Annotated in this window: 13 protein-coding genes; 5 read left to right on the top strand and 8 right to left on the bottom strand. The window is 65.0% G+C overall.

Features of this window, described 5'->3' with window-relative positions; translation table 11 throughout:
* Nucleotides 1-27 precede the first annotated feature (27 nt).
* Nucleotides 28-981 carry a hydroxymethylglutaryl-CoA lyase gene (locus WH265_RS01655; protein WP_339557117.1) on the bottom strand — a complete coding sequence of 318 codons (954 nt, stop codon included), beginning with the start codon at nt 979-981 and terminating at the stop codon, nt 28-30.
* Nucleotides 982-1,079: 98 nt separating this feature from the next.
* On the opposite strand from WH265_RS01655, the gene WH265_RS01650 reads away from it, so the two are divergent.
* The 4 genes from WH265_RS01650 (at nt 1,080) to WH265_RS01635 (ending at nt 3,753) form a co-directional block, all read left to right on the top strand.
* Entirely contained in the window at nt 1,080-2,024 is a 945-nt protein-coding gene (locus WH265_RS01650; RefSeq protein WP_339557116.1) for a LysR family transcriptional regulator, read from the top strand.
* A complete protein-coding gene (locus WH265_RS01645) occupies nt 1,999-2,244 on the top strand; it encodes a hypothetical protein (protein ID WP_339557115.1) in 246 nt (81 codons plus the stop codon). The genes WH265_RS01650 and WH265_RS01645 overlap by 26 nt, the downstream gene beginning before the upstream one ends.
* 140 nt (nt 2,245-2,384) lie before the next feature.
* Nucleotides 2,385-2,870, top strand: a complete 486-nt coding sequence (locus WH265_RS01640) for an Rrf2 family transcriptional regulator (RefSeq protein WP_021025883.1) — start codon at nt 2,385-2,387, stop codon at nt 2,868-2,870.
* The gene (locus WH265_RS01635) at nt 2,854-3,753 is read left to right on the top strand and encodes an NAD(P)/FAD-dependent oxidoreductase (protein ID WP_339557114.1); all 900 of its coding nucleotides are present in this window, start codon (nt 2,854-2,856) and stop codon (nt 3,751-3,753) included. Before WH265_RS01640 ends, WH265_RS01635 begins: the two co-directional genes overlap by 17 nt.
* A gap of 69 nt (nt 3,754-3,822) precedes the next feature.
* On the opposite strand, the gene WH265_RS01630 is transcribed toward WH265_RS01635, so the two are convergent.
* From WH265_RS01630 to WH265_RS01605, 6 genes are all read right to left on the bottom strand, one after another.
* Complete coding sequence (locus WH265_RS01630; RefSeq protein WP_021025881.1) at nt 3,823-4,737, bottom strand: NAD(P)-dependent oxidoreductase; 915 nt, start codon at nt 4,735-4,737, stop codon at nt 3,823-3,825.
* A gap of 53 nt (nt 4,738-4,790) precedes the next feature.
* Nucleotides 4,791-6,215 carry an aldehyde dehydrogenase family protein gene (locus WH265_RS01625; protein WP_339537148.1) on the bottom strand — a complete coding sequence of 475 codons (1,425 nt, stop codon included), beginning with the start codon at nt 6,213-6,215 and terminating at the stop codon, nt 4,791-4,793.
* Between the two features lie 80 nt (nt 6,216-6,295).
* Nucleotides 6,296-7,507, bottom strand: coding sequence for an ABC transporter substrate-binding protein (locus tag WH265_RS01620; protein WP_021025879.1), 1,212 nt, complete (start codon nt 7,505-7,507; stop codon nt 6,296-6,298).
* A gap of 68 nt (nt 7,508-7,575) precedes the next feature.
* Nucleotides 7,576-9,054 carry an aldehyde dehydrogenase gene (locus WH265_RS01615; protein ID WP_339557113.1) on the bottom strand — a complete coding sequence of 493 codons (1,479 nt, stop codon included), beginning with the start codon at nt 9,052-9,054 and terminating at the stop codon, nt 7,576-7,578.
* A gap of 107 nt (nt 9,055-9,161) precedes the next feature.
* Nucleotides 9,162-9,758, bottom strand: coding sequence for a thiamine pyrophosphate-dependent enzyme (locus WH265_RS01610; RefSeq protein ID WP_339557112.1), 597 nt, complete (start codon nt 9,756-9,758; stop codon nt 9,162-9,164).
* Nucleotides 9,758-10,291 carry a phosphonopyruvate decarboxylase gene (locus tag WH265_RS01605; protein WP_339557111.1) on the bottom strand — a complete coding sequence of 178 codons (534 nt, stop codon included), beginning with the start codon at nt 10,289-10,291 and terminating at the stop codon, nt 9,758-9,760. Before WH265_RS01605 ends, WH265_RS01610 begins: the two co-directional genes overlap by 1 nt.
* Nucleotides 10,292-10,399: 108 nt before the next feature.
* Here WH265_RS01605 and WH265_RS01600 point away from each other — a divergent pair, with 108 nt between their 5' ends.
* Complete coding sequence (locus tag WH265_RS01600; RefSeq protein WP_339557110.1) at nt 10,400-11,356, top strand: LysR family transcriptional regulator; 957 nt, start codon at nt 10,400-10,402, stop codon at nt 11,354-11,356.
* A 61-nt stretch (nt 11,357-11,417) separates the two neighbouring features.
* Here the strand turns inward: WH265_RS01600 and katG are convergent, their stop codons facing one another.
* Complete coding sequence (gene katG, locus WH265_RS01595) at nt 11,418-13,625, bottom strand: catalase/peroxidase HPI (RefSeq protein WP_339557109.1); 2,208 nt, start codon at nt 13,623-13,625, stop codon at nt 11,418-11,420.
* Nucleotides 13,626-13,691: the final 66 nt, after the last annotated feature.

The following is a 13,691-nucleotide window of genomic DNA, read 5'->3' as shown; positions in this document are numbered from 1 at the left end:
GCGCCAGCGGTTGATTTGGTTTAAAACTTAAGCGCAAATGGCGGTAGAAGCCCGGGGGGCTGCAATCACGCCGGCTTGCCACAGGCTGCCGTACAGCCGCTCGTTGGGCAGCCAGGCGTGCATGCGTTGGCGCAGCTGCAAAAGGGCGGGAACATCCAGACCCGAATCAATGCCCATGCGCTGCAGCATATAGGCCAGGTCTTCGGTGGTCACATTGCCACTGGCACCCGGTGCATGCGGGCAGCCGCCAATGCCGCCCAGGCAGGCGTCAAAGTGGGTGATGCCGGTTTGCCAGGCCGCATAGGCGTTGGCCAGACCCATGCCGCGGGTGTCGTGAAAATGGGCGGTGCGCAGCCGGTCGCCCACCAGGCGCCGGGCTTTTTCAAACAAACGGCGCACGCTGTCGGGGTCGGCATAGCCCACGGTATCGGCCAGGCTCACATGGTCGGCGCCTGCGTCCAGCAAGGCCTGCATCAGGCGCAGCACCTCGCTTTCGGCCACATCGCCTTGCAGGGTGCAGCCAAAGGCCGTACCCACGCCGCCTTCAATGTGGGCGCGGCTGCCCGCTGCGTCGCGCACTGCGCGGATGCGGGCGACTTCCGCCACGACATCGTCAGGTGTTTTGCGCAGGTTGGCCAGGCTGTGCGCATGGCTGGCCGACAAGGGCACGACCATGGACTGCGCGCCCGCTGCCAAGGCGCGCTCGGCGCCTTTGAGGTTGGGCACCAGGACAGAGGCGAGCAAGCCCGGTTTGCTGCAGGCATGGGCGAGAACGGCTTCGGTATCGGCCAGCTGGGGCAGCAGGTGCGCGGGCACCATCGATCCCACCTCCATCTCGCGCATACCGGCGTCGTAGGCGGCGTCAATCCAGGCGCATTTGTCGGCGGTGCTGACGATGCTGGCCAGGCTTTGCAGGCCATCGCGCAGGCCAACTTCGCGAATGCTGGCGTGCGGTGTAGCAAGGGTTGAGGTTGTGGTCATCGTGTCTCCTGGCTTTTGTCGTTGGCTCTGATTTTAGATTTTCCAAAGCATCAGCAATAATCCAATACGGAAGCGGTTTCGTTCCAAAAAGGAAAATCATGTATGACCTGAGTCTGCTGAACCTGCGGCTGTTTGTGCAGGTATGCGAGCAGCGCAGCATTGCCCGTGTGGCGCAGGCCGAGGCGCTGGTGGCATCTGCCATCAGCAAGCGCCTGGCGCAGCTTGAGCACCAGATGGGCGCGCCCTTGTTCATCCGCGAACGGCGCGGCCTGCGCCCCACGGCGGCGGGTGAGACTTTGCTGGAGCATGCGCGCACCATGCTGGCCGCCGCCAACCACATGCAACAAGAGATGGCGGCCTATAGCAAAGGCGTACAGGGGCAGGTACGGGTATTGGTCACGGCGTCGGTGATGGCCGAATCCTTGGCCGACCATGTCGCAAGTTTTTTGCAGCAACCCGCGCACACCAGTATCCGTGTGACTTTGGAGGAGTGCGTGAGCCCGGATGTGGTGCGCGGCGTGCGCGAAGGGCGTGCGGCCATGGGGATTTGCTGGGACGCAGCCGATTTGAGCGGCCTGCAGACCCAGCCCTATAGCAGCGACCACCTGGCCATTGCGGCCCACAAAAGCCACCCCATCGCACGCATGGCGCAAAGCGCAGCAGTGCACTTCTCTGACGTACTGGACTACGAACATGTCAGCATGCCGGCGTTGAGCGCAGTGCAAATTTTGCTCACCCGCGCCGCCGCACAAGAAGGAAAGGCGCTGCGCCACCGCGTGCACGTCTCCAACTTCGATGCCGCGCTGCGCGTGGTCCAGGCCAACCTGGCGATCAGTGTGGTGCCGCGCGAAGTGGCACTGAGCTTTGCCGCCAACACGGATGTTCGGGTGATTCCGCTGGCGGACAGCTGGGCGAAGCGGCAGTTTGCGATCAGCTACCGGGACGCGGCCTTGCTGTCGTCGGCGGCCAAGGCTTTGTTGAGCCATTTGGCGGCGCAGTCGCCGCAGGCGTTGCAGGATGGCGAGGGGCGAGACCTTCCATAGGGCGGGCAAGACCGATATTCTCCTGCGCGAGGGCGACCGCAACGCCTTCATCGCAGAGTGCAAGTTTTGGAAGGGGCCAAAAGCCTTCGGTGAAGCCATTGACCAGCGGCTTGGCTACACCACGTGGCGCGATAGCAAGACCGCGATCCTCGTTTTCAATCCTCTGCCCCTGCACACCCTCTGGCTGAGCTCAAAACACTCCGAGTTCAAACTTCCGTGAGAAAAATTCAAAACCCATGGAGAACCGACAAAAACTTGCAAGGTCGATAGAGATCACAACAAGCGCTTGACCTTAGCGGGGGTGATGGTTCTTTGCGGAGCTGCTGGCACGGATTCATTTCATGTAACTACAATAGTTGCATGAAACACAACAGCCAGTTTTCCGATGTTCTGCATGTGCTGCTGCACTTGGCTGAGGCGCAGGCGCCGCTGACCTCCGAGGTCTTGGCGCAGACCATGGACACCAACCCGGTGGTGCTGCGGCGCCTGATGGCCGGCTTGCGCGATGCGGGCATGGTTTCGTCCGGCAAGGGCCATGGGGGCGGCTGGTTGATTGCGCCCGGCTGGGGCGAGACAACATTGCGCGACATCCACCAGGCGCTGGGCGCACCGGCGCTGGTGTCGCTGGGCTTTCGCGAGGACCACCCCGAATGCCTGGTTGCGCAGGTGGTCAACAGCTCGCTGCGCAGCGCCATGCAGCAGGCCGAGGCCTCGCTGCTGGCCCAGCTGGGCAGCATCACCCTGGCCCAGCTCTCTGCCCAGATCGGCGCTTCGCTGCGCGCGCACCGGCTGGCCAAAACATCCACCCCCCACCGTATAGAGGACCACCATGGACATTCACACTGATTTCGCCATCGTCGGCGGCAGCTACGCCGGCATGTCGGCCGCCTTGCAGCTGGCACGGGCGCGCCGCCAGGTCACCGTCATTGATGCGGGCCTGCGCCGCAACCGCTTTGTGGACGAGGCGGGCAGCACTTCGCATGGCTTTTTGTCGCGCGACGGCATGGCGCCTGCCCAGCTTTGGCAAGAGGCGCGTGCGCAATTGCTGCAATACCCGACCGTGCGCTGGATCGAAGGTGAGGCACGGCAAGCCCGGGTGCTTCCCAGCGGCGAGCTGGCCTTGGAGGTGGGCGGCCAGTTGTTGGTGGCGCGCCGCCTGGTGCTGGCCACCGGGGTGCGCGATGAACTGCCCGCCGTGCCGGGCCTCGCCGAGCGCTGGGGCCACAGCGTGTTCCATTGCCCGTACTGCCATGGCTATGAGATGGGAGGCGGCGCGATTGGTGTGATTGCTGCCTCACCGCTGGCCCAGCACCATGCACTGATGCTGCCCGATTGGGGCCCGACTACCTTGTTCCTCAACGGCGTCTATGCGCCGACGCAGGCGGATCTGGCCGATTTCGCCCGGCGCGGCACCCAGATCGAGGACACGCCGGTGCTGCGCATTGATGGCTTTGCGGATGTGGTGCTGGCCGATGGCCGGATCTTGGCCATGCAAGGCCTGTTCACACAGCCCCGCACCACACCCGCGAGCCCGGTGGCGCAGCAGCTCGGTTGTGTGCTGGCCGATGGCCCGATGGGCCCCTATGTGCAGGTGGATGCCATGCAGCAGACCAGCGTGGCCAATGTGTTTGCCTGCGGCGACGCTGCACGTGCAGCGGGCAGCATTGCGCTGTCGGTCGCGGATGGCGCGATGGCCGGGGTGGCCGCGCACCGCGCCTCGATGTTCTGAGCCAGCAGCAAGATGCAGAAAGCGCCCCTGGGGGCGTTTCCTCCTGGGTGGCGTGCCAGCACTGGGAGATCAGCTGGGCTTCCAGCCCTTGGGCACGCGGGGCCGCTCGATCTTGGCCAGCTCACAGACCACATCGGCGATGCCCGAGAAATCAATGCCGCCAAACTGGCTGGCACGCGCCAGGCTGAAGGATTCATGCACGGCAGCGGCGACGGGCATCGGCACGCGCGCGGCATGTGCGGCGCTGATGACCAGCGACAAATCCTTGTGCGCCAGATCGATGGTAAAGCCCGGCGAGGTGTCGCCAGCCAGCACCTTGTTGGGAAAGTTCATGCGCAGCTGGCCATTGTTGGCCGAGGTGCCCAACAGCACCTGCAGGGTCTTGCTGATATCGAGCCCAAAGCGCTGCGACAGGGCCAGCGCCTCGGCATTGACCTGGCACAAGGTGATGGCCACATAGTTGTTGACCAGCTTGGTGCGCCCGCCCGCGCCGACCGGGCCGCAGTGGTAGGTGGTGGTGCCCATGGCATCGAGCAGGGGCTTGACCTTCGCAAAATCGGCCTCGCTCGCGCCCACCATGAACAGGCTCTCACCCCGGTCGGCATGCTCGGCCAGGCGCCCCACGGGCGCGTCCACCACGGTCATCTGGCGGCCGGCGGCTGCTTTGCTGAGCCGGTCGGTGGCGAGCGGGTCAATGGTGCTCATGTCCAGCAGAATGGTGCCTGGCAGCGCATTGGCAAAGATGCCATCGGCGCCCTGGGCGATTTGCTCAACCTCGACCGAGGACGGCAGCATGGTGATGACCACCGAGCAGCGGCGTGCAATCTCTGGCACCGTGGCGGCCTCCGCGCCCAGTGCTACCAGGGCCTGCACGGCCTCGGGGTTGAGGTCGGCCACCAACAGGCTGAAGCCTTTTTTCTGCAAATTGGCGGCCATGGAACGGCCCATGCGTCCCAGGCCGATAAAACCGATGCTGTCTGTCATGCTGAAGGTCTCCTGCGAAATGTTCTAAGTGGGATGGGGAATGGAAAGAGGGCTCAGTACGCGATGTAGGCCGTCTTGGTGCTGGTGTAGAAATCGACTGCGTAGCGCCCTTGCTCGCGCGGCCCGTAGCTGGAGGCGCGCGTGCCGCCAAAGGGCACGTGGTAGTCCAGCCCGGCGGTGGGCAGGTTGACCATGGCCAGCCCGCTGCGCACATGCAGGCGGAAGTGGTTGGCTGCGCGCAGCGAGGTGGTGCAGATGCCGGCCGAGAGGCCAAAGCGCGTGTCGTTGGCGGTGGCCAGTGCCTCGTCGTAGTCGGCCACCTTGATGACGCTGGCGACCGGGCCAAAAATCTCTTCCTGGTTGATGCGCATGGCGTTGTGGGTTGCGGTGAGCAGGGCGGGCCGCACAAAGTAGCCCGGGGTCGCCGCCTGCACCGGCGTGCCGCCTTCGACCAGCTCGGCGCCTTCGCGCTTGCCCAGGTCCAGGTAGTGCTGGATCTTGTCGAACTGCGATTGGTTGATGACCGGGCCGATCTGCGTGGCCTTGTCCAGGCTGTTGCCGACGACCATGGCACGCATGCGCGCCGTCAGCGCCTCGACAAAGCGGTCATGGATCCGTTCGGTGACGATCAGGCGGCTCGATGCTGTGCAGCGCTGGCCGGCCGAGAAGAAGGCGCCGTTGAGTGCGCATTCCACCGCCACATCCAGGTCGGCGTCATCGAGCACCACCAGCGGGTTCTTGCCGCCCATCTCCAGCTGCAGGCGGATCATCTCGCCGATGGCGGTCTGCGCAATGCTCTGGCCTACATGCACGCTGCCGGTGAAGGACACCGCATCGACGCCGCTGAGCAAGCCTTGCGCCGCATGCTTGCCGCTGCCGTTGACCAGGTTGGCCACGCCCGGCAGCAGGCCTTGCTCATCCAGAATGCGAAAGAGCGCATGGGCTACGCCAGGCGTGTATTCCGAGGGCTTGAGCACCACGGTGTTGCCAAAGGCCAGCGCCGGGGCAATCTTCCAGGCGGGGATGGCGATCGGAAAGTTCCAGGGCGTGATCAGGCTCACGACGCCCAGCGCATGGCGGCTGATCTGCACGCCGATGTCCGGCCGCACCGACGGCAGGCTCTCGCCGCCATAGCGCAGGCATTCGCCGGCAAAGAACTGGAAGATCTGCGCCGCGCGCACCACCTCGCCCAGGCCTTCGGCCAAGGTCTTGCCCGCTTCGCGCGAGACCAGCAGGCCCAGGCTGTCCTTTTGCGCCATCATCTGGTTGGCCACGCGCTGCAAAAAGTCCGAGCGCATCTGCGTCGTGGTGTGCTGCCAGCGCCCAAAGGCGGCGCGCGCAGCGGCCACGGCCTGCTGCATCTGCTGGGCGTCGGCCGCCGCATACTCGCCCACCAGGTCCCGCGTGTCGGAGGGGTTCCAGCTCTGGATGGTGCTCGCGCCCGCCAGCCACTGGCCATTGATCAGGTTCTCGTTCATGTCTCACTCTCAAGGCAATAGGTGGCGCTGCGCGCATGGTGGGCGCGCAGCGCAGTCAGTCGGAAAGCGGGAGCCGGGCTTCAGGCCGCAGGCTTGAGCAGCGGGCAGGCACCTTCCTTCGATGGTGCGTAGGCCTTGTCGCCCGGGATGGTGCTGACCACCTTGTAGTAGTCCCAGGGCTTGGTCGATTCGGCCGGCTTTTTCACCTGCATCAGGTACATGTCATGCACCATGGCGCCATCGGCACGGATGTAGCCCTTGGCAAACATATCGTCGATGGGCAGCGACTTGAGCGCGGCCATCACCTGGTCGGGCTCGGTGCTGCCCGCCTTTTGCACGGCTTTCAAGTAGGTGGTGGTGGCCGAGTAGTCGCCCGCCTGGAAGGTGGTGGGCATCTTCTTGTTCTTGTCGTAGAAGCGCTGCGAGAATGCGCGCGAGGCATCGCTCATGTCCCAGTACCAGCCTTCGGTCAGGTACATGCCGCCGGTGGTGCCCAGGCCCAGGCTGTGGATGTCGGTGATGAAGGCCATCAGCGCGGCCACATTCATCTTCTTGTCGATGCCAAACTCCTTGGCGGTCTTGATGGCGTTGATGGTGTCGCCGCCGCCATTGGCCAGGCCCATCACCTTGGCGCCCGAGCTTTGCGCCTTCATCACATAGGACGAGAAATCGGAGGTGCTGAGCGGATGGCGGATCGCGCCCACCACATTGCCGCCGGTTTGCTTGACGACATTGATCGCGGCCTGCTCCATCGAGTGGCCAAAGGCGTAGTCCGAGGTGAGGAAGTACCAGTCCTTGTAGCCCTGGCCCACCAGTGCAGCGGCCGTGCCGCGTGCCTGGGCCGAGGTGGAATAGGTGTAGCGCACCATATAGGGCTGGCAGGCCTCTTCGGTCAGCGAATCGGCACCGGCGCCGGCGCTGATGAAGACTTTTTTCTTGTCCTTGGACAGGTTGCTGATCGCCAGCGACACGGCCGAGTTCGAGCCGCCGATGATCAGATCCACATTGTCGTTGTCCCACCATTGGCGCGCCTTCGATGCGGCGATGTCGGCCTTGTTCTGGTGGTCTGCTGAGATGATCTCGATCTTGCGCCCCAGCACCTCGCCGCCAAAATCGGCCACGGCCATGCGGATCGCGTCCAGGCCACCGGGCCCGTCAAAATCCGAATACAGACCCGACATGTCGGTGATGAAGGCGATCTTGACCTTGTCGGGTGCGGCCTGGGCGCCGCTGGCGAGCAGGGCGGCCACCGCCAGGGCGGCGGCGGTCAGGGGTCCTTGTGCTTTTCTCATGGTTTTGTCTCCTAGAGCTGTTGGACGAAGGGCCTGCGGTGCTCTGTGTCACCTGCTAGGCGCGGGAACTAACGCAGTACAAAGGGGTTGCTGGTGGTCGCTCCGCTGTTGATCCAGACTGACTTGGTCTGCAGGTATTCATAGATCGCGCTCTGGCCGTTTTCGCGGCCCAGGCCCGAATCCTTGTAGCCGCCAAAGGGCGCCATAAAGCTGACGGCCCGGTAGGTGTTGATCCAGACGGTGCCCGCCTGCAGGCGCTCGGACATGCGCAGCGCGCGGCCGATATCGCTGGTCCAGACGGCTGCGGCCAGGCCAAAGCGCACATCGTTGGCAATGCGCAGCGCATCGGCCTCGTCGTCAAAGGGGATCACCGACAGCACCGGGCCAAACACCTCTTCCTGCGCAATGCGCATGCCGTTGTGTACGCCAGTGAGGATGGTGGGCTCGATGAACCAGCCCTTGCCGCATTCGGCGCGCGTGGCCTTGGCGCCGCCCAGCACCACCCGGGCCCCTTCGGCCTTGGCAATGTCGATATAGGACAGCACTTTCTCGTACTGGGGCAGGGTGGTGACCGGTCCCACCTGGGTCTCCAGGCTCATCGGGTCGCCCATGCGGGCGGTGGCGGCAAAGGCCACCAGGCGCTCGACAAAGGCATCGTGGATGCTACGCTGAACCAGCAGGCGCGAGCCGGCAATGCAGGTCTGGCCCGTGGCGGCAAAGATGCCCGAGATGGCGCCATACATGGCCTGCTCCAGGTCGGCATCGGCAAACACGATGTTGGGCGATTTGCCGCCCAGCTCCATCGAGGCGTGCTTGAGCTGGCCGGCGGCTGCCTGGTTGATGGCGCGGCCCGTCACATCGGAGCCGGTGAAACTGACCTTGGCGACCAGTGGGTGCGCCACCAGGGCGCTGCCGACCTGCGCGCCATAGCCGGTGACCACATTGAACACGCCGGGCGGAAAGCCTGCCTCGTTGAACAGCTCGGCAAACTCCAGGGTCGAGGCCGAGGTGAACTCCGAGGGCTTGACCACCACGGTGCAACCGGCTGCTAGCGCCGGCGCAATCTTCCAGGCGAGCAGGAATAGCGGGGAGTTCCAGGGCGTGATCGCGGCCACCACGCCCAGCGGCTCATGGCGGGTAAAGGCGAAATAGCCTTTCTTGTCCAGCGGCAAGGTGGCCCCTTGCACCTTGTCGGCCAGGCCGCCGTAGTAGTGGAACCACTGCGGGATGTACTGCAGCTGGCCGCGCATCTCGGCGAACAGCTTGCCGTTGTCCATCACTTCGGTGCGGGCGAGCTTCTCGGCATCGCGCTCGATCAAGCTGGCGAGCTTGCGCAGCAGTGCGCCGCGCTCGGTCGCGCTCAGCTGCGGCCAGGCACCACTGCTGAACGCGGTGTGCGCCGCCTGCACGGCCGCCTCCACATCGGCGGCGCTGCCATCGGGTATTTCGGCCCAGGCCTCGCCTGTGTAGGGGTTGAGGCTGGCAATCCATTGGCCGTTGGCGGGGGGCTGGGCTTGGCCGGCAATCTGAAGGGAGTAGCGTTTCATGGCAAAGGGCGTTCGAGGGCTGCGGGCAGCTTGGGGCGGCGCTGGCTAGTGCTGGAGAGAGATGGATAGTGCTGAGAAGGGACGCCGGCCGGCATCCCTGCCAAAGGCTAGAACGGCTGCAGGCCCAGCGCGCTGCGAAAGCGGTTCTTGATAAAAGGGCCATCGCGCGGCGGCAGGGCGCGGGGCGGCTCATCGGCATGGATCAGCGCCTGCACAAAGGTGGTGGCCTTGCGGGCGTTGATATGCGCGGCCAGCGCGTCGGCTTCGTCCAAGGTGCGCAGCTGCTGCACCTCGGCAATGCCAAAGCCGCGCGCCACGGCCACCAGGTCGGTGCCCAGGCTGCTATGGCTTTTTTGCATGCCGGTCTCGCCGTAGTGGCCGTTGTCCAGCACCACGATGCTGAGGTTGGCGGGCGACTTGGCGGCAATCGTGGCCAGGCTGCCAATGCCCATCATCTGCTCGCCGTCGCCGGTGATGACCACCACCGGGCGTGTGGGCTGGGCCAGCGCAATGCCCAGCGCCACCGACGAGGCCCCACCCATCGCGCCCCAGAGGTAGTAGTTGTGGTCGCGGTCACCGGCGGCAAACACATCGTAGGAGGCCGAGCCCAGGCCGGTGACGACCAGTGCATCGGGGGCCTTGGCCAGCAGGCGCGCCACAAACAGGCGGCGGTCCATGGCGGCGGAATTCTCGCGGGTCTGCATTACTTTCTCTCCCATTTCTTGCGGCCGATCACGTCCTGGCCAATCAGCACGGCGATGCGGGCGCCGGCCATGAAGGCGCCATCAAGCGCCGCGCTAACGACCTCTTGCGCATCTTCGGGGCGGCGCACGCGCATCACATGGATGCCCATCAGCTCCATCGCCGCCTGCGTGGCCCGGCCCATCGGCGCTTGCCAGGGGTTGAACTCGGCGTACTCGCCGCGCATCGTGACGATGGTGACAAAGGGGATGTCGGCGGCGCTGAGCAGCGAGAACATGTTGATGCAGTTGCCGACACCGCTGCTTTGCATCAGCAGCACCGCGCGCTGGCCGCCCAGCCAGGCGCCAGCGGCCACGGCCACGCCTTCTTCTTCGGTGGTCAGTGCCACATCGGTGATCTCGGGATCGGCGATCGCGCTCTTGATGACATAGGCGTGGCCGGCATCGGGCACATAGGCCACTTGCTGCACGCCGGCATCCTTGAGGGCCTGAAAAATGTCTTTTTGCCAGGGTGGTGGGTTGGGGTTGGCGTTCATCTGCTTTCCGTTTTGTGAACCAGTGAAGGCATCATAAAATGTGATGATGTGATTTGAATAATCACCATTTCTGATATCACTATCACGCAATCTGATCGAGGCTGCAGCATGGATTTCAAGCAACTCAAGGCCTTTTTGACCGTGGCCGACACCGGCAGCGTGACCCGCGCATCGGAGCTGCTGCATGTGGTGCAGCCGGCGGTGTCGCGCCAGCTGAAGCTGCTGGAGGAAGACCTGGGCTGCGCGCTGTTTGAGCGCGAGCGCCATGGCATGGTGCTGACCGAGCAGGGCCAGGAGCTGGCGGGCTACGCGCGCCGCGCCTTTGGCGAGCTGGAAAAGGCGCGGCTGCAGCTGGCTGGCACGCAAGAAGAGGTGACGGGCTTGGTCACCATTGGCCTCTTGCCCAGCACCTGCGATGTGGTCTCCAGCGCGCTGGTCGCCGCGCTGGGCAGCCGCTACCCGGGCATCAAGCTGCGCCTGACGGTCGCCTATGCCGGCACGCTCAGGCCCTGGCTGGCGAGCGGCCAGGTCGATGTGGCCTTGCTGTACGCGGCCGAGAAGCAGCCCGATCTGGTGCTGGAGCCGCTCATCGAAGAGGAGCTGTGGGGTCTGGGCCCCAAGGGCTGCGGCATGGCTGGTGCCACGGCCGTGCGCATGGCCGATATGGCGGGCCGGGCGCTGGTGCTGCCCAGCAACCCGCATGGCATTCGCCTGCTGGTCGAGCATGCCTGCGCGCTGGAGAACCTGCAGCTCAACATCTGCGTGGAGACCGATGCGCTGCCAGTGCAGCGCAGCGTGGTGATTGATGGCCTGGGCTACACCATCTTGCCGCCGATTGCGGTGGTCAGCGACCTGGCAGCCGGCAGGCTGGAGGGCGCGCCCTTGACCGAGCCCGAGCTCAAGCGGGTAATTGCGCTGGCCTACGCGGCCAACCGCAGCATGACCAGGCCGGTGCGCGCCACCTTGGCGGTGCTGCGCGAGATTCTGGCGGCGGCCGTTGCCTCGGGCGGCTGGCCCAGCGGCAAATGGCTGGGCGCTGCAGCGGCCAAGGCGAGCCCACCATGAAAAATGCCCGCCCATCCCTGCGGCAGGGATGGGCGGGCGCCTTCGGGTGGGGCAGGGAGGCTTACTTCAGGTCAAAGCGGTCCAGCTCCATCACCTTGGTCCAGGCGGCGACAAAGTCCTTGACCATTTTTTCCTTGGCGCCGGTCTGGGCATAGACCTCGGCCACGGCGCGCAGGATGGCGTTGGAGCCAAAGACCAGGTCGGCGCGGCTGGCCGTCCAGCGCTGGGCACCGCTCTTGCGGTCCACGCCGACAAAGCTGCCGTCGTCCTGAGGCTTCCACTGCGTGCCCATGTCCAGCAGGTGCACAAAGAAGTCATTGCTCAAGGTGCCGGGCTTGGCCGTCAGCACGCCTTGCTGGTTGCCTGCGGTGTTGATGTTGATGGCGCGCAGCCCGCCGACCAGCACCGTGAGCTCCGGCGCGGTCAAGGTCAGCAGCTGGGCCTTGTCGATCAGCAGCGCCTCGGCCGGCGCGGCAAAGCGGCCTTGCAGGTGGTTGCGGAAACCGTCTGCCTTGGGCTCCAGGTATTGGAAGGATGCGGCATCGGTTTGCTCGGCCGTGGCATCGCTGCGGCCAGCATGGAAGGGCACGGTGGCGGGCACACCGGCATCGGCAGCGGCCTTTTCGACGCCGGCATTGCCCGCCAGCACGATCAGGTCGGCCAGCGAGATGCGCTTGTCGCCATCGGCGGCCTTGTTGAAGCTGCGCTGAATGCCTTCGAGCACGCCCAGCACCTTGGCCAGTTGCTCGGGTTGGTTCACCTCCCAGTCCTTTTGCGGGGCCAGGCGGATGCGGGCACCATTGGCGCCGCCGCGCATGTCCGAGCCGCGGTAGGTGGAGGCCGAGGCCCAGGCCGTGCCCACCAGCTCCTGCACCGTCAGGCCCGATGCCAGCACCTGCGCCTTGAGGCTGGCCACATCATCGGCATTGACCAGCGGGTGGTTGACTGCAGGGATCGGGTCTTGCCAGACCAGCTCTTCCTTTGGCACTTCCGGGCCCAGGTAGCGGCTGCGCGGGCCCATGTCGCGGTGGGTCAGCTTGAACCAGGCGCGGGCAAAGGCTTCGGCAAAGGCCTGGGGATTTTCCAGAAAACGGCGCGAGATCTTTTCATAAGCCGGGTCCTGGCGCAGCGACAGGTCGGTGGTCAGCATGGTGGGCTTTTTGTTCGGGCCGCCATGCGCATCGGGGATGACATCGGGCGCATCCTTGGCCACCCATTGGATCGCGCCGGCAGGGCTTTTCTCCTGCACCCATTCGTACTTGAACAGGTTCTCGAAGAAGAAATTGCTCCACTGTGCGGGGGTCTGCGTCCAGGTCACTTCGAGGCCCGAGGTGATCGCATCGCGCCCCGAGCCGGAGCCAAAGCTGCTGGTCCAGCCCAGGCCCTGGGCTTCGATGCCATCGGCCTCGGGCTCGGCGCCCACATGGCTCGCTTCCCCAGCGCCATGGGTCTTGCCAAAGGTGTGGCCGCCGGCGATCAGGGCCACGGTTTCTTCATCGTCCATCGCCATACGGGCAAAGGTCTCGCGGATGTCGCGTGCCGCCGAGATCGGGTCGCCATTGCCGTCCGGGCCTTCGGGGTTCACATAGATCAGGCCCATCTGCACGGCAGCGAGCGGGTTTTCCAGGTCGCGCTCACCGCTGTAGCGGCTGTTGGCCTTGTCGCTGGTGGCCAGCCATTCCTTCTCGGCGCCCCAGTACACATCCTGGTCGGGTGCCCAGGTGTCGACGCGGCCACCGGCAAAACCGAAGGTGCGAAAGCCCATGGTTTCCAGCGCGACGTTGCCGCACAGGATCATCAGATCGCCCCAGGAGAGTTGGTTGCCGTATTTTTGCTTGATGGGCCACAGCAGGCGGCGCGACTTGTCGATATTGACGTTGTCCGGCCAGCTGTTGAGCGGTGCAAAGCGCTGCTGCGCGCGGCCTGCGCCGCCCCGGCCATCCTGCACGCGGTAGGTGCCAGCGGCATGCCAGGCCATGCGGATGAACTGCGGGCCATAGTGGCCAAAGTCGGCCGGCCACCAGTCCTGCGAGTCGGTCATGACGGCGCGCAGGTCGCGCTTGACGGCTTCGTAATCGAGCTTCTTGAATTCGTCGGCGTAGCGGAAGTCTGCGCCCAATGGGTTGTTGGCGGGGTGGTGCTGGCTGAGCAGGTCCACACGCAGCTGGTTGGGCCACCAGCTTTGGCTGGTCGTCCCATTGCCTTGGGCAGCCGTCTCGCTGTTGCGTGCAGTAGCGCTGTGAAAGGGGCACTTGGATTCTGTGGTCATGTGGGGTTCTCCGGTTCAAGCTGACGGGACGCCAGATACCGCGCGGGTATCCGAAAGAAGGAAATT

The sequence above is a fragment of the Comamonas sp. MYb396 genome, assembly GCF_037479555.1.
Classification (GTDB): domain Bacteria; phylum Pseudomonadota; class Gammaproteobacteria; order Burkholderiales; family Burkholderiaceae_C; genus Comamonas.
Note: the sequence above shows the minus strand (reverse complement) of the source record. Positions and strands in the feature narration are given on the sequence as shown.